This is a genomic window from Polaromonas sp. P1_G1 (assembly GCF_056405595.1).
The window spans coordinates 1-15,977 of the sequence record NZ_JBFUBU010000073.1 but is presented as its reverse complement, the minus strand read 5'-3'; the positions used below and the strand labels follow the sequence as shown (position 1 = coordinate 15,977).

Annotated in this window: 11 protein-coding genes; 4 read left to right on the top strand and 7 right to left on the bottom strand. The window is 61.3% G+C overall.

What is annotated here, in order from left to right:
- Positions 1 to 340 precede the first annotated feature (340 nt).
- From paoA to paoC, 3 genes are read left to right on the top strand one after another with little or no spacing between them, the layout of a single operon-like run.
- Entirely contained in the window at positions 341 to 985 is a 645-nt protein-coding gene (paoA, locus tag AC1D1Y_RS24760; protein ID WP_477684677.1) for an aldehyde dehydrogenase iron-sulfur subunit PaoA, read from the top strand.
- Complete coding sequence (locus tag AC1D1Y_RS24755) at positions 982 to 1,938, top strand: FAD binding domain-containing protein (RefSeq protein ID WP_477684676.1); 957 nt, start codon at positions 982 to 984, stop codon at positions 1,936 to 1,938. The genes paoA and AC1D1Y_RS24755 overlap by 4 nt, the downstream gene beginning before the upstream one ends.
- The gene (paoC, locus tag AC1D1Y_RS24750; protein ID WP_477684675.1) at positions 1,935 to 4,145 is read left to right on the top strand and encodes an aldehyde oxidoreductase molybdenum-binding subunit PaoC; all 2,211 of its coding nucleotides are present in this window, start codon (positions 1,935 to 1,937) and stop codon (positions 4,143 to 4,145) included. The genes AC1D1Y_RS24755 and paoC overlap by 4 nt, the downstream gene beginning before the upstream one ends.
- Positions 4,146 to 4,208: 63 nt before the next feature.
- On the opposite strand, the gene AC1D1Y_RS24745 is transcribed toward paoC, so the two are convergent.
- The 7 genes from AC1D1Y_RS24745 to AC1D1Y_RS24715 all read right to left on the bottom strand — a co-directional run bounded on the left by AC1D1Y_RS24745 (position 4,209) and on the right by AC1D1Y_RS24715 (position 14,778).
- Entirely contained in the window at positions 4,209 to 7,325 is a 3,117-nt protein-coding gene (locus AC1D1Y_RS24745; RefSeq protein ID WP_477684674.1) for a type I restriction endonuclease subunit R, read from the bottom strand.
- Between the two features lie 64 nt (positions 7,326 to 7,389).
- Positions 7,390 to 8,190, bottom strand: coding sequence for an NYN domain-containing protein (locus AC1D1Y_RS24740; RefSeq protein WP_477684673.1), 801 nt, complete (start codon positions 8,188 to 8,190; stop codon positions 7,390 to 7,392).
- A gap of 25 nt (positions 8,191 to 8,215) precedes the next feature.
- Positions 8,216 to 9,538 (bottom strand): restriction endonuclease subunit S, encoded by a 1,323-nt coding sequence (locus tag AC1D1Y_RS24735; RefSeq protein ID WP_477684672.1) that lies wholly within the window; start codon positions 9,536 to 9,538, stop codon positions 8,216 to 8,218.
- Positions 9,535 to 11,277, bottom strand: coding sequence for a type I restriction-modification system subunit M (locus tag AC1D1Y_RS24730; RefSeq protein WP_477684671.1), 1,743 nt, complete (start codon positions 11,275 to 11,277; stop codon positions 9,535 to 9,537). The genes AC1D1Y_RS24735 and AC1D1Y_RS24730 overlap by 4 nt, the downstream gene beginning before the upstream one ends.
- 100 nt (positions 11,278 to 11,377) lie before the next feature.
- Positions 11,378 to 12,184 carry a citryl-CoA lyase gene (locus tag AC1D1Y_RS24725; RefSeq protein WP_477684670.1) on the bottom strand — a complete coding sequence of 269 codons (807 nt, stop codon included), beginning with the start codon at positions 12,182 to 12,184 and terminating at the stop codon, positions 11,378 to 11,380.
- A gap of 31 nt (positions 12,185 to 12,215) precedes the next feature.
- On the bottom strand, positions 12,216 to 13,742 hold the full coding sequence (locus AC1D1Y_RS24720; RefSeq protein WP_477684669.1) for a class I adenylate-forming enzyme family protein: 1,527 nt from the start codon (positions 13,740 to 13,742) through the stop codon (positions 12,216 to 12,218).
- Between the two features lie 34 nt (positions 13,743 to 13,776).
- Positions 13,777 to 14,778 (bottom strand): tripartite tricarboxylate transporter substrate binding protein, encoded by a 1,002-nt coding sequence (locus AC1D1Y_RS24715; RefSeq protein WP_477684668.1) that lies wholly within the window; start codon positions 14,776 to 14,778, stop codon positions 13,777 to 13,779.
- A 156-nt stretch (positions 14,779 to 14,934) separates the two neighbouring features.
- Here AC1D1Y_RS24715 and AC1D1Y_RS24710 point away from each other — a divergent pair, with 156 nt between their 5' ends.
- Positions 14,935 to 15,765 carry an IclR family transcriptional regulator gene (locus AC1D1Y_RS24710; protein WP_477684667.1) on the top strand — a complete coding sequence of 277 codons (831 nt, stop codon included), beginning with the start codon at positions 14,935 to 14,937 and terminating at the stop codon, positions 15,763 to 15,765.
- Positions 15,766 to 15,977: the final 212 nt, after the last annotated feature.

The following is a 15,977-nucleotide window of genomic DNA, read 5'->3' as shown; positions in this document are numbered from 1 at the left end:
AGTTTAGCGAGACCCCGCCTGAACCGAGCACCGCAGGTTGCCCGCAGCGAAGCGAAGGGACGCAGCAACCAGGGTCGCCTTTTCTTTTGCTTACTTTTCTTTTGGCGAAGCAAAAGAAAAGTGAGTAGCCGCCGGGCTACCCCCGGCCAGCAACCCTCAGAAGAGCGCACACCGCCGGAGCAAGACCAGGCGTCACTACAAAACCACCCGGCCGCCGGCGGCGCAGCCCCGAAGTAAAAGCCACCGACCAAACCCTAAGCCACAGTCCTACAAAGGAGATCCCCACCCACGCGGATGCTCAACCTTTCCCTAGCTGGTCTAATCACAAAGGTGACCCCCCATGAACAATCCCGACCCCCTCACGGTTTCCCGTCGAGGCCTGCTGATTGCGGGCGCCGCCTCGGCAGCCGTCAGCTCACTTCCCAAGGACACGATGGCCGCTACTGAACCCCCTTCCGCCTCCGGCACCGTGCCGACAACCCGCGTCACGCTCGAGGTGAACGGCAAGGCGCACACCCTGAGCCTCGACACCCGCACCACCCTGCTCGACACCCTGCGCGAACACCTGCACCTGACCGGCACCAAAAAAGGCTGCGACCACGGCCAGTGCGGGGCCTGCACCGTGCTGGTCGACGGCCAGCGCATCAATTCCTGCCTCACGCTGGCCGTGATGCATGAAGGCGCCAAGGTCACCACCATCGAAGGCCTGGGCACGCCGCGCCAGCTGCACCCCATGCAGGCGGCCTTCGTCAAGCATGACGGCTACCAGTGCGGCTACTGCACGCCGGGGCAGATCTGCTCGGCGGTCGGCATGCTCGACGAGATGCGGCGCGGCGTCCCCAGCCACGTCAGCGCCGACCTCAACATCCGCCCGGTGCTGTCGGCTGACGAGCTGCGCGAGCGCATGAGCGGCAACCTCTGCCGCTGCGGCGCCTATTCCAACATCGCCGAGGCGATCACCGAAGTCGCGGGGGTGGCGACATGAAACCCTTTACCTATGAGCGCGTGCGCACCCCGGCCGAGGCCGCCAAAGCCGTCATGCGCAACACCAACGCCAAGTTCATCGCCGGCGGCACCAACCTGCTGGACCTGATGAAGCTGCAGATCGAGGCGCCGGCCCACCTGGTCGACGTCAACGGCCTGGCCTTCGACAAGATAGAAGCCACGCCCGAGGGCGGGCTGCGCATAGGCGCGCTGGTGCGCAACACCGCGCTGGCCGCCGACGAGCGCGTGCGGCGCGACTACGGCGTGCTGTCGCGCGCCTTGCTGGCCGGGGCTTCGGCCCAGCTGCGCAACAAGGCCACCACCGCCGGCAACCTGCTGCAGCGCACCCGCTGCCCGTATTTCTACGATACCGATCAGGCCTGCAACAAGCGCCAGCCCGGCAGCGGCTGCAGCGCCATCGGCGGCCACACGCGCCAGCATGCGGTCCTCGGCGCCAGCCAGGCCTGCATCGCCACCCACCCGAGCGACATGGCCGTGGCCCTACGCGCGCTCGACGCCACGGTGGAAACCGTGCGGCCCAACGGCCAGGCCCGCGTCATCCCGATTGCCGACTTCCACCGCCTGCCCGGCGACACGCCGCACATCGAGACCGCGCTGGAGCCCGGCGAGCTCATCACCTCGGTGAGCCTGCCCAAGCCGGTGGGCGGCACCCACATCTACCGCAAGGTGCGCGACCGCGCTTCTTATGCCTTCGCGCTGGTCTCCGTGGCCGCCATCGTGCAGCCCGGCGGCGCGGGCCGCGTCGCGCTGGGCGGCGTGGCGCACAAGCCCTGGCGTGTCGAGGCCGCCGAAGCCGCGATGCCCCAAGGCGCCAAGGCAGTGGCCGCGGGCCTGCTCGCCGGCGCCCAGCCCACACCCGATAACGCCTTCAAGCTCACCCTGGTCGAGCGCACGCTCGCCGCCGTGCTGGCCCAGGCAAGGAGCGCAGCATGAAATTCGACACCCCCGCCACCACCAACCCGATAGACCAGCTCAAGGTCATCGGCAAGCCCACCGACCGCATCGACGGCCCGCTCAAGACCAGCGGCGGCGCGCCTTACGCTTATGAGCGCTACGACGCCGTGCCCGACCCGGCCTATGGCTACATCGTCGGCGCCGGCATCGCCAAGGGCCGCATCGCCTCCATGGACCTGGACGCCGCGCGCGCCTCGCCCGGCGTGCTGGCCATCGTCACCGCGCGCAATGCCGGCAAGCTCGGCAAGGGCAAGTTCAATACCGCCAAACTGCTGGGCGGCCCCGAGATAGACCACTACCACCAGGCGCTTGCGGTGGTGGTCGCCAAGACCTTCGAGCAGGCACGCGCCGCCGCGCAACTGGTCAAAATCCAGTACGAGCGCACGCCCGGCAAGTTCGACCTGGCCGCCGCAAAAGCCACCGCGCCCCTGGCCAAAGCCTCGGATTTCGGCGGCACGCCCGAATCGAAGATCGGCGACTTCGCGGGCGCCTTCGCCGCCGCGTCGGTTCAGCTCGACGCCACCTACACCACACCCGACCAGTCGCACGCCATGATGGAGCCGCACGCCTCCACGGCCGCCTGGCAGGGCGACCAGCTCACGCTCTGGACGGCCAACCAGATGATCGACTGGAGCGTCGGCGACATGGCCGCCACGCTGGGCATCCCCAAGGAGAACGTGCGCCTGGTCTCGCCCTTTATCGGCGGCGGTTTCGGCGGCAAGCTCTGGGTGCGGGCCGATGCCTTGCTGGCCGCGCTCGGCGCGCGCGCGGCCGGGCGCCCCGTCAAGGTCGCGCTGCAGCGGCCGCTGATGGCGAACAACACCACGCACAGGCCGGCCACCATCCAGCGCATACGCCTGGGCGCCGGCCGCGACGGTAAGCTCACCGCCATGGCCCACGAGGGCTGGTCCGGCGACCTGCCCGAAGGCCAGCCCGAAACCGCGGTGAACCAGTCGCGCCTGCTGTACGCCAGCGCCAACCGCTTCACCGCCACGCGCCTGGCCGTGCTCGACCTGCCCGAGGGCAACGCCATGCGCGCGCCCGGCGAAGCGCCCGGCCTGATGGCGCTTGAAATCGCCATGGACGAGATGGCCGAGAAGCTGGGCCTGGACCCGATCGAGTTCCGCATCCGCAACGACACCCAGGTCGACCCCGAGCAGGCCGGCCGGCCTTTTTCGCAGCGCCGCCTGGTTGAATGCCTGCGCCTGGGCGCCGAGCAGTTCGGCTGGAACCGCCGCAAGCCGCAGCCCGCGCAGGTGCGCGAGGGCCGCTGGCTGGTCGGCATGGGGGTTGCCGCGGCCTTCCGCAACAACCTGACCATGAAGTCCGCCGCGCGCGTGCGGCTCGACAAGAACGGCGTCGTCACGGTAGAGACCGACATGACCGACATCGGCACCGGCAGCTACACCGTCATCGCGCAGACCGCCGCCGAAACCATGGGCGTGCCCCTCGAAAAAGTACTGGTACGCCTGGGCGATTCGGCCTTCCCCGTCTCTTGCGGCTCAGGAGGGCAATGGGGCGCCAACAGCTCCACCTCAGGCGTCTACGCCGCCTGCATGAAGCTGCGCCAGACCGTCGCCCAAAGCGCCGGCATCACCGCGCCCGACGCGGTCTTTGCCGACGGCATGCTGCACGCCGGCGGCCGCTCCATCCCGCTCGCGCAGATCGCCGGCGACAAGGGCCTGGTGGCCGAAGACTTCATGGAATACGGCGACCTCGACAAAAAATACCAGCAGTCAACCTTCGGCGCCCATTTTGTGGAAGTGGGTGTCGACGCCGCCACCGGCGAGATCCGTGTGCGGCGCATGCTCGCCGTCTGCGCCGCAGGCCGTATCCTGAACCCCAAGGCCGCGCGCAGCCAGGTCATAGGCGCGATGACCATGGGCGTAGGCGCCGCGCTGATGGAAGAACTCGTGGTCGACAAGCGCCACGGCTTTTTTGTGAACCACGACCTCGCGGGTTACGAGGTGCCGGTGCATGCCGACATTCCGCATCAGGACGTGGTCTTCCTGGATGAGACTGATCCTATGTCTTCGCCTATGAAGGCCAAAGGCGTTGGCGAGCTTGGGATTTGTGGGATTGCCGCCGCCGTTGCCAATGCGGTTTACAACGCGACTGGGGTGAGGGTGAGAGACTATCCGGTTACGTTGGATAAGTTGTTGGATCGGCTGCCGGCTGTGGCTTGAGGTGGGGCGGTTATGGCTCTACCGCTTCAGTCCCCGCGATTGAACTGACGATCTGTAGCTTGCCTAAGTCTTCGAACGTAACGTCTCGTAGAGCTGCGAATTGTTAAGCAAGATGTCGAGCAGGCCGTGAAGCACGGCAGGTGAATTGAGCGCCTGTTTGCTTAGCGAGGTGTGCGCGTCGTACGACGCCATGATGGCGTTCTGCAGTTCCGGTTTCAGATCTGGAGAATTTGCAAACTGCATCTTGGTGTTGTTCAGTGCCTGCTGCTGCAGCGTCGTCGATTCGGCCACTTTGCCTAGCAACGTGCTTTGCACCCAATTCAGTTTGTCTTGATCCGTTGTGTCAGCTCCCAGCAGTTCATTGAGCTTGGCGATCAGTTCGGCCATAAACACCTTCTGCTGTTCTTGCAAGCTGCCACTACCTGCTTCCGTTATTGGCGCTAGCTTCGGTGTTTCCCCGACGTGCAGCGGCAGATTGCGTTGGCCGAGGTCTTTCAGGTGGTGGTGTGTGAGGACGACCTTGGACAGATCGATACCTTCCTTTTCACGGCCAAACTCCAGCAAGGGGAGCAAGCGTTTGAAAAAGATGGCCCGCATCTCAATGGCCGTATTGCCATAGTCAAATATCTGCGACAGGAAAGTGTAGAGCCGGAGGAAGGTTCCCATGTCCAGCTTGAACAAGATCAATGCGTCCATTTCATCCTGTGCCGCCTTAGCTATCTTGCCGTCCTTCTTTGCTTTGCCGGCATGTTGAGCTTCCTGCGCAGCCTTGTAGCGTTTCAAAATGCGGTCGCTAACTGGCTCCAGTGCAAAGACCAACTCGCTCTGCTTGGCGTTCGGATTCAGCTCTACCTCGACCACCCGATGAACTTCGAAGTCGTCGTAGTGTCCTGCGGCGTCCAGCTTGGCACGCAGATTGAACACCAGGTTCGGATCAGTGGTAGCGGAAAGCTCAGCCGTCGTGTGATACGTCTTGAAGGATGCAAGGACTTCTTCTGTGTCGTTCACAAAGTCAAGTACATAGGTCGTGTCTTTGCCCGGATAAGCCCGATTCAGCCGGCTTAATGTTTGTACCGCTTGAATGCCTGCCAGTCGCTTGTCCACATACATGCCACACAACAAAGGTTGGTCAAAACCAGTCTGAAATTTGTTAGCTACCAGCAATATCTGATACTCACCGCTCTTAAAGGCTTCGCGGATGTCGCGGCCTTTGAGGTTGGGATTTAGTGCAGCACTGTTTTCGGTAAACCCATCGAGGCCTGATTCGGCGTCCATCACTTCGCCTGAAAACGCCACGAGCGTGCCAATCACGTAGTTTCGGTCTTTGATGTAATGCTGCACCGCGCGTTGCCAGCGCACCGCCTCCAGTCGGCTACCGACCACTACCATGGCCTTGGCCTTGCCGCCCAGCAGTGGCGCTACAAACTCCCGGTAGTGCTCGATCACCACCTCAACCTTTTGGGCAATGTTGTAGGGGTGGAGCCGTACCCAGCGCATGATGCTCTTCATGGCGGCGCTGCGTTCTACCTGCTTGTCGTCAAGTTCCGATCCTTCATGGGCCAGCTTGAAGGCCAGGCTATAAGGCGTGTAGTTCTGTAGCACGTCCAGAATGAAGCCTTCTTCAATCGCCTGCCGCATCGAATATACGTGAAAAGGCGCTGGCAGATTGTCCGCCGCTGGTTTGCGTGTCGGGTCGGGGCAGGTGCCGAACAACTCCATGGTTTTGTTTTTTGGCGTGGCAGTGAAGGCAACAAAGGTAATGCCCTTGTCATCTGCCCGCGCGGCCATCTGGGCCGCCAGCACATCTTCGGTACTCACTTCACCGCCGTCGCTCAAATCCTGCAGCTCTTCAATGCTTAATACGGCTTTGAGTTTGGATGCGGCTTCACCGGTCTGCGAACTGTGTGCCTCATCCGCGATCACCGCAAACCGTTTCCCTTGCGTCGCTGCCAGCTTGCGTACTTCCTCCAATGCAAATGGAAAGGTCTGGATAGTGCAGACCACGATTTTTTTGTCGCCCGACAGCGCCTCAGCCAGCGCCGCGCTTTTACTGCCGTCGGTGTTCTTGATGGTCGCCACTACACCACTAATGCGCTGAAAATCAAATAGTGCCTCTTGCAGTTGCGAGTCAATCACATTACGGTCAGACACGACCAGTACCGTGTCAAATACCTTGGCGTTGCCGGTATCGTGTAGCTCTGCCAGGAAGTGCGCCGTCCAGGCAATTGAATTGGTTTTCCCGGAGCCGGCTGAGTGCTGGATCAGATATTTCCCGCCCGGTCCCTCTGCCGCCACGGCAGCTTGCAGTTTGCGCGTCACATCCAGTTGGTGGTAACGCGGAAAGATGATATTTTCGATCTGCTTCTTGCTGTTGCGCTGCGCAATCAGATAACGGCCAAGAATCTCCAACCAGCTGTCGCGTGCCCAGACACGCTCCCACAGGTATGCCGTGCGGTGCCCACCAGCGTCATTTACCGGATTGCCTGCTGCGCCGTCGTTGCCCAGGTTGAAGGGTAGGAAGTTTGTAACAGACCCTTCCAGGCGGGTGGTCATCGCCACTTCGTTATTACTCACTGCGAAGTGAACCAGTGCGCCGTTGGGGAAAGATAGTAGAGGCTCGGCGGTTTGACCTTTTGGGCGCGGCAACCGGTCAAAGCGGTACTGATCAATTGCATCGCCAATGCTCTGAGTAAAGTTGGTTTTCAGTTCAACAGTGGCAACTGGCAGTCCATTCAAGAACAGCACGAGATCGATATTGTTCTCGTTATGCAGTGAATAGCGGACCTGCCGGACCACGCGCAATCGGTTGGCCGCATAGCGCGCCAAGATATCAGGATTGATGGCCAGCGCGGGTTTGAACTCAGCCAGTTTGAGCGGTGTCTTCAATCCCAGAAGTTCAATGCCATGGCGCAGCACATCCAGCGTGCCACGCTGGTCGAGCTGGTCGCGCAGGCGCGTGAGCAAGGTCGGATTGACTTGTGAACCATGGTTTTTTACCAACGTCTCCCATGCCGTAGGTTGGGTAATTTGTACCCAGGTCAGCACATCGGCGGGGAACAGCGCGCGGCTCTTATCGTACGCCGCATCGCTCTCGCTACCTGGCGCGACATAAAGCCAGTCATGAGCCGCAAGGTGTTCGCAAATTTCAGTCTCGAAGCTAATCTCTTTATGAACGCTCATGATGACCTGTCTTTCGAATAGTTATTGATTCTGAGCGCGATTTGGCGTTACTCCAATACGCTACTTAGAGATCTTCCTCATCATCGGTACCTGCAAGTTTCAGGTGCACCGTCCAATGCCCGCCAGGTTCTTTTTCCACCTCTAAGAGGTTGTAAGTAGATAGCATGTTGAGCAAACCAGAATGACCGTATGTTTCCGGAGAGAAACCCGGATCTGTTCGCTTGAGGTATTGACCTAAGGGGCCAAGGCCAACTTTCCCCTCCGATGTATCCTTGGTCAGCAGCGTGACGGCCTCAATGACAAACCGTGGCCTGCGTTTGGGCGCCGATCTGGTTGCGTCCGCCTTCGTGGGCTCTTCCTTTGCAGCAGCAGTCCTGCTGGCAGGCTTGCCATCACCAATAGCCACAACCTCGGCGCTCTGCGCTGGCTTTATCCATTCAAAAAACTGGTCACTGGCATTCCGTAGCGCATCGGGCGTCTTGGCTTCACCAACAATGCAAACCGTGGCTCCCCGTTCGCGCAGCTTTCTGCAAAGATAGGCAAAATCGGAATCACTTGTGACAATGCAGAACGTATCTGCCCTATGGTCAAACATCGCCTCAAGCGCATCCAGCGCCAATGCAATATCCGCCGTGTTTTTCCCGGGCGCGTATTGGTATTGCAAGCAGGGTGTGAAAGCCAGGCGGACCAAAGCTTCCTGCCACTTGTTGGCTAGAGTAGTGTGGTTGCCGTAGCCGCGACGCAAAACCACACGGCCGAATTGTGCAATGACCCTTAGCGCGTACTCCAGAATTTCGGCTGTGGTGTTGTCGCAGTCGACAAGAACTGCCACTCGCGTTTCGCCTCCAAGGTTACTGGTACTCATGACAACTCCTTTTTGTGGGCTGACCTCACGTGGGGGCCACAGTATTTCGCACAGCAGTTTGCCCGGTGACAGCGGCGAAAATCAGGGCTGTGCGGCGCTCTTGCAGGAGGTCGATGGTGTGTTGGGCTTCGATAGTGAGGGTGTCGAATTTGCCGGTTTCATTTTGAACAAATTCCGCAATAGCGAGTTGTTCCGGAACCGGTGGCAGGGGTATTCGGAATGCCTCGATGTCGGGCATGTAAATGGTCTGATGAGTAGACCCCATCATTATTCGCTGAAATTCTGGTTTCATTGCCCGTAGACAAAATAGAAGGTATAGAGGATGAAGGTCGATGCCGCATATCCATGCTGCAAAGTCTTGGGAAACTGCAAGATCAATTTTCGTGATACCGCTAAACCCTACTGAGGCCGTCCTTGAAAGAATCACCGTGTCTGGAGGCAGCAGGCGAGCCGAAGAGTTTGCAATGCCTACTTGGCTTATTCTCTGAGTCGTACTTTTGATGAATATGTTGCAATCGTGACGAAGAAAGCCGACATCTGCCAATGTGAACCACGGGATTACACAGTCGGCCTCAATCCAATAGTCTGGGCGTTGTCTGCTCGGAGTATGGCCGGATTCGAGGCGAGCAATAGCATTTAACTTTCGCACTTTCCAGTGCGTCGGCACATCTCCCAGCCATTCAATGCCGGATGGCTTCATTGCGGCATCAGGATTCAGGCCTCGAGTGACGGCGTGAGAGATGACCGTTTGGCGCTTTTCTTTTAGTAGGTCCACCAGCCGCCGTTGTTCCGCAATCAAGGAATCTATTTTCGAGGTCTCTCTTGCTAGAAATGCAGCTATCCGAATCTGTTCCGGGAGTGGTGGGAGCGGAATTCGAAGAGTTTTTATATCAGTGAAATAGATTGTTAGATGCGTCGCGCCATATGCCAAGTACTCAAACTGCTGCCCCATCGCTTTGAGGACGGCGTGAAGGAAATTGCCGTCGAGTACGGTTTTATTGGGAGTCCAAGTGACAAAGGCCTGTGTGGTAGCCATTGGCACTCCGATGATGCACGTGAATCCAATCGATGCCGTTCTTGAAAGCATCACCGTGCCTTTCGGGTGTAGCACCGCAGCACTGTTGGCAAGGCCAAGTTCACTTATATGTTGCTTCGTTACAAAAATTGGGTTTAAGGCTCCGTCGCCATGATCACGGATATCCTCAACCGTCACCCAAGGTATTTTGCAATCGACCCAATACTGCTCGACCTCTCTGGATGGTGTGTGCCCCGTACCGAGCTGTGCAACTTCACGTAGTGGAACAACCTTCCACCTTGACGTCGACGTGCCAAACCATCGATAAGTCATGAGGACAGTCCTTTGATCATCTTCAAAATTCGATCCGTTACACCTTTCAGTTCTGCATCAATCTCTGCCAGCGGTCGTGGTGGCTTGAAAACGTAGAAGTGGCGGTTGAAGGGGATCTCATAGCCGACCCTGGTTTTTTCTTCGTCAATCCATGCATCAGGCGCATGTGGCAACACCTCGCGTTTGAAGTAGCTTTTGATGTTTTCACTGAGTGGCACGTTTTCGGTATCGCGCAGGCTGCTGTCGGGGATGGGCTTTCCCTTGCCTTTTCCTTTGGTCGCAAGTACCACCTTGCCTGCCGCGTCGCGCTCGGGCCGCTCGACGGTGATGGTGCTATAGCCAAAGTCTTCGTTCTTAAAGATGCGGCTAATGGGGGTTCCGTCACGCGTGGCTTCTTCAAAGTGGCCGAACAGACGAGTGATGTCCTCGATGTGTGTAGGGCTGAGCTCTTTGCGTTTGGAGCCCAAGCTTTTGCGCATCTTTTGCCAGAAGCTGCTGGCATCAATTAACTGCACTTTACCTTTGCGTGTGACCGGTTTCCGGTTGCTGACAATCCACACATAGGTGCTGATACCGGTGTTGTAGAACATGTCATTAGGCAACGAAATAATGGCTTCAACCAGATCGCTTTCGAGCACGTAGCGACGAATCTCGCTCTCGCCGCTGCCGGCACCACCGGTAAATAGTGGCGAACCGTTGAGCACAATGCCAAAGCGACTACCACCATCGACGGCCGGCCGCATTTTGGAAATCAGGTGCAATAGGAACAGTAGCGAGCCGTCACTCACGCGCGGCAGGCCGGGGCCAAAACGGCCGTTGTAGCCCCGCTGTTCGGCTTCCTTTCGAATTTCTTTCTCAATCTTCTTCCACTCCACGCCAAATGGTGGGTTGGAGAGGGCGTAGTCGAAGTGCTCACCAGGAAGGCCGTCGTTGGATAGGGTGTTTCCAAACTTGATATTTGCGACGTCTTGCCCTTTGATGAGCATGTCTGCCTTGCAGATCGCGTAAGACTCCGGGTTTAGCTCTTGGCCATACATGACCAAGCGGGCCTTGGGGTTGAGCGCCGTCAGATGTTCGTCTGCAACTGACAGCATTCCGCCTGTTCCCGCTGTTGGGTCATACAAAGAGCGAACGACACCGGGTTTTGTCAGCGCCTTATCGTCTTCGATGAACAGTAAATTGACCATCAATCGGATGACTTCACGTGGGGTGAAGTGTTCGCCCGCAGTTTCGTTCGACAATTCAGCGAATTTGCGAATGAGTTCTTCAAATATCGCGCCCATCTCGGCATTGCTGACTACGTTCGGATGCAGGTCAATGGTGGTGAACCTCTCGGTCACCATATAGAGCAAGCCCGCCTTGGCAAGCTTGTCGATCTGGGAATGAAACTCAAAACTCTCGAAGATGTCTCGCACGGCGGGCGAGAAGGCCTGGATATAGGCGCGCAGGTTCTCTCCAATGTGGTCCTGGTCGCCCATGAGCTTTTTCAGGTCAAGCGACGAGGTGTTGTAGAAAAACTGGCCTGATTTGCGCAGTAGAAACGACTCCGGATTTAATCCGGCTTTCTCGCGGGTAACTTTCTCAGCCAATACGGCCTTCTTGGTGGGTTCAAGCACACAATCGAGGCGGCGGAGCACAGTGAAGGGAAGGATGACTTTGCCGTATTCAGACTGTTTGTAGTCACCACGCAAGAGGTCGGCGACAGACCAGATAAAGGAAGAGAGGTTGGGATTTGCCATGGGAGGCAAGTTTATGGCCTCCGCCGTGATTATTGGGGCTCGATGCTGAAATCTAACCCCAGCCGGCGCGGCGGGCTGAAAACAAGCCATTACGGCAAATTTAGGAAGCGAGCTTCGCCTTTGCTTCGTCGGTCGTCCCCACAAACGGAACCGCCCCCTCCACCGTCTCCCAAATAAACCGCCCCGAGGGACTGTTCTGCTCCTCGACGATATGCGACACCAAGCCGGCCGCACGTGAAATCACGGCAAAGCCGCGCATCACGGCAGTCGGCACCCCCATCTCCCCCAGCAGCGCCGCGACGGCCCCGGTCGCATTGATCGTGATGGGTCGGCCCGCGACCGCATCGACCGCCGCTGACAGGCGCTCGAGTGCGCGTATCTTGTCGCCGGCCAGTTCGGGTTCGGCGCGGGCCAGCTCTAACAGCTTGTAGGCGCGCGGGTCTACCGGTTTGTGAAGGTGGTGGCCGAAGCCGGGGATGGGGCTTTTGAGGTTCTTGTAATGGCTTGCGATGGCCAGGGCTTCGGCTTCGGGGTCTGCGGCCGAGGCAATGCGGTCCAGCAGGCCTGAGCAGTTTTCCATGGTACCGACGAAGGAGCTGCCTACGGCGAGCAGGCCGGCTGCCACTGCGCCTTGCAGGTTTTCGGGGGCGCTCATATAGACCAGGCGGGTGGCAATGGCACTGGGCGTGAGGCCGTGTTCCATCAAGACAATCAGCACGGCGTCGGTGATGCGCAGGTCCACGCCGCGCGGGGTGCGGTTCAGGATCTGCATGAGCATGACTTCGGTAAAGGTCTTTTTGCCCATCAGGTCTTCGACCAGGTCGGCGTTGCGGTAGTGCAGGCTGGTCAGCGTGTGGGTGCACAGGCTGGTGACGGGCCTGGCTTGGGATTTTTTGGCGCTGCTCATGGGAAGCCTTTCATCGTTCGTCATTCATTCATCAAGCAGCGGTGGTCGCCGCAGCGGCGGCCAGGGCTTGTTCGCGCACCGCGCTTTTGAGGACCTTGCCGACCGGCGAGCGCGGCAGGGTCTCGTGGAAGTGGATCAACTTCGGTGTCTGCACCGGGCCCAGGCGTTCGCGCACAAAGGCGATCAGCTCGGCCGCTGTGGCTTGCCGGCCGGCGCGCAGCTGCACCGCCGCCTGCACGGCCTCGCCCCATTTGTCGTCGGGGATGCCGAAGACGGCGCATTCATGCACGGCCGGGTGCTGGCCCAGTGCGTTCTCGACGTCGACGGGGTAGACGTTAAAGCCGCCGGTGATGACCAGGTCTTTGAGCCTGTCCTTGAGGTAGAGGTAGCCGCGTTCGTCGATCAGGCCGCGGTCGCCGGTGTGCAGCCAGCCGTCGACGATGGTTTCGGCGCTCAGGCCGGGCAGGCGCCAGTAGCCCGACATCAGCAGGTCGCCGCGCGCCACGACTTCGCCGACCTCGCCGGCGGGCAGCAGCTTGCCGCCGGGCGCCATGATGGCGACGTCGCTGAACCAGGTGGCGCGGCCCACGGCGGCCCAGTTGCGTTCGTCCTCAAAATCTTCGGGCCGCATCACCGTCAAAATTTGCGGGGCCTCGGTCTGGCCGTAGGTGGTGCCCAGCACCGGGCCGAAGAAGTTGCGGACTTCGCGGATTTTTTCCGGGGGCATGGGGGCGCCGCCGTAGATCAGGCGGCGCAGATTCGGGAAGTCGGCGCGCGATGTGTCGGGCAAGGCCATCAGCATGTAGACCAGTGTGGGCGGCATGAAGCTGACGGTGCCGCCTCTTTCTTTGAAGGCCGTGCGCACGGCTTCGGCGCCCGCGCCGGCCAGCAGCACATGGCAGCCGCCCTGGGCCAGTATGGGCAAGAGGTAGGTCGAGGTGCCGTGCGTGACGGGCGCGGCCACCACATAACGTTCATGCTCGTCAAAACCCCAGGCGTTGATCTGGTTTGTGATGTTGGCCATCCACGCGCGATAGGTCTGCATCACGCCCTTGGGCGCGCCCGTGGTGCCGCCGGTGAACTTGATGGCCTGCGTGGCTTCGGGCGGCAGGATGAAGCTGGGGCGCGGCGCGCCCGCGTGCCGCGCGCTGAGCGCGGCGATGCCGGGCGTCCCGTCGTCGCCGGCCGCGCCGCAGTAAATGCGCTGGCCGGGCGCGCCTTCGAGCAGCGGGGCGCCATCGGCGTCCATGACGAGGATGGACGGCTCGGTTGCGTCGACGATGCGGCGGATTTCGGTGCGTGTGCTTTTGGGGTTGAGCGGCACCCACACCTTGCCGCAGGCCAGCACGGCCAGCAGCGCGGCGATGTGTTCGCTGCTGTTGCCGGCGCAGATGGCGACGCGGCTTTGCGGGGAAGGGTCACTCTCGACCAGCGCGGCCGCGAGGGCCGAGATCCAGGCGGCCAGCGCGCCGTAGCGCAACGTGCCTTCGGGCGCGTCGATGGCGATGCGTTCAGGCCAGCGCTCGGCGGCGCGCCAGAAAAAATCAATCGGGTTCATGCGGGGTGTTCTCTCTTGCGGGGTTGCTTGTTGCTTATTCAGCGCGCGCGCCGGATTGCTTGACGACCTCGCGCCAGCGTTTGGCTTCCGACAGCGTCCAGCTGCGCATCTGCGCGGGCGTGCCGGGATCGGGCGTGGCCGCGAGGTTGAGCAGGCGCTGGCGCACCTCGGGCAGGGCCAGCACCTTGAGCAGCTCGGTGTTGACGCGCTGCACCACGGCCTGCGGCGTGCCGGCCGGCCCGGCGATGCCGAACCACGATTGCACGTCAAAACCCGGGAAGCCCGACTCGGCCACGGTGGGCACTTCGGGCAGCAGCGGCGAGCGCTGGGGGCTGGTGATGGCAATCGCCTGCAGCTTGCCGCCGCGCACATGGGGCAGGGCCGAGGGCGCGTTGTCGAACATGGACTGCACCTGGCCGCCCAGCAGGTCGGTCACGGCGGGCGCGCTGCCGCGGTAGGGAACATGCAGCATGGGTACCTTGGCCGCCATCTTGAAGAGCTCGCCCGACAGGTGAATAGATGAGCCGCTGCCGGCCGACGCGAAGGTGATGCCGTTGGGCGAGGACTTGGCGAAGCTCACGTAGTCGGCCAGGGTCTTGATGGGCAGCTGCGGATTCACCACCAGGATGTTGGGCACCTTGGCGATCAGGCCCATGGGCTCGAAGTCTTTCAGCGGGTCGTAGCCCAGCTTGTCGTAGAGCGAGGCGTTGATGGTGTTGGCGATGGTGTAGACGTAGAGCGTGTAGCCGTCGGCCGGCGCGCGCGCGACGACCTCGGCGCCCACATTGCTGTTGGCGCCCGCGCGGTTGTCGACGAGGATGGGCTGGCCCAGCTGCTTGCCGAGTTCCACCGCGACAATCCGCGCGATCACGTCGGTGGCGCCACCGGCCGCGTAGCCGACGACCAGCTTGATGGGTTTGGTCGGCCAGGCTGCCGCGGGCTGGGCCTGGGCGGGCAGGGCGGCCGTGAAGGCGAGGGCTGCAAGGAAGGCGGTGAGGACGAGCCGGCGGCGGGAAGGGGTGCTCTGCAAATTCACGATATATGTCTCCTGTTGTAGGTATGCGCTGCTTGTGCGGTGCTTGTGCGATGCATGTGCCGGGCCTGGGCCGGCAACAGGGGGAAATTCTTGACCAGGCCGTCCCGCGCGACAAACCCAAACGTCCGGCCAGCGGACGTTCTATAGTCCCATGCCATGGCCTCCCGTTCTTCAAAATCCCCTACATCCTCCGCTTCCTCTGCCATCGAAACAGCCGAACCAGTCGAGGCAGCCGACGACGGCGGCAGCCGCACGCTGCGCCGCGGCCTGCAGCTGCTGGATGCCGTGCTGCAAAGCGGCCGCGAGGGTTTGCGTGTGGTCGACCTGTGCCGCGCCGCGGGCCTGGAGCGCGCCACGGTGTACCGACTGCTGGCGACGCTGCTCGAGGCCGGCTATGTCGCACCGCGCGGGCGCTTCCGTTATGTCGCGGGCCCGCGCCTGGCGCAGCTGCAAGCACAGCCGCCTTCACCTTCGGATTTCGCGGCGCGCCTGCAGCCGGTGCTGGCGCGCGTGAGCCAGGCCTGCGGCGACGCGGCCTTCGCCATCGTGCGCGAGGGCGCGGCCTCGCACTGCATCGCCCGCCAGGTCGGCACCCACCCGGTGCAGATGCTGGTGATCCAGGTCGGCACCCGCCAGCCGCTGGGGGTCGGTGCAGCCGGCCTGGCCTTGCTGGCCGCGCTGCCCGAAGAAGACGCGGCCGGCGTCATCGCCGCCAATGCGCCGGTGCTGGGGCGTTATGGCGGCATGACGCCGGAGCGGATGGGGATTCTGGTGCGGGCTACGCGGGAACGGGGGTGGGCTGTGATTGGTAATCACGCTACTGAGGGGGTGCTGGCTGTGGGAATGGCTGTGGCTGGGCGGGATGGGGTGGCGGCTGCTGCGATCAGTGTGGCTTCTACTATGGAGAGGATGCCTCGGGCTCGGCAGGGGTTGATTGTTCGGGCTATGCGGGAGGCGCTTGGGGCTTTGCTCCCCGAGGGCTTGTAAGCCGCTCGTAGAACAGTGCGATGAGGCGTCGACGCCGGGTCTTGCTCCGGCCTTTGCGCTCACTGCTGAGTGTTGCTGGCCGGGGTCGCCCGGCGGCGACTCACTTTTCTTTGCTTCGCCAAAGAAAAGTAAGCAAAAGAAAGGCGACCCGCAGTCTGGGTCCCTACGCTTCGCTTCGGGCAACCTGCGGTGCTCGACTACGGCGGGGTCTC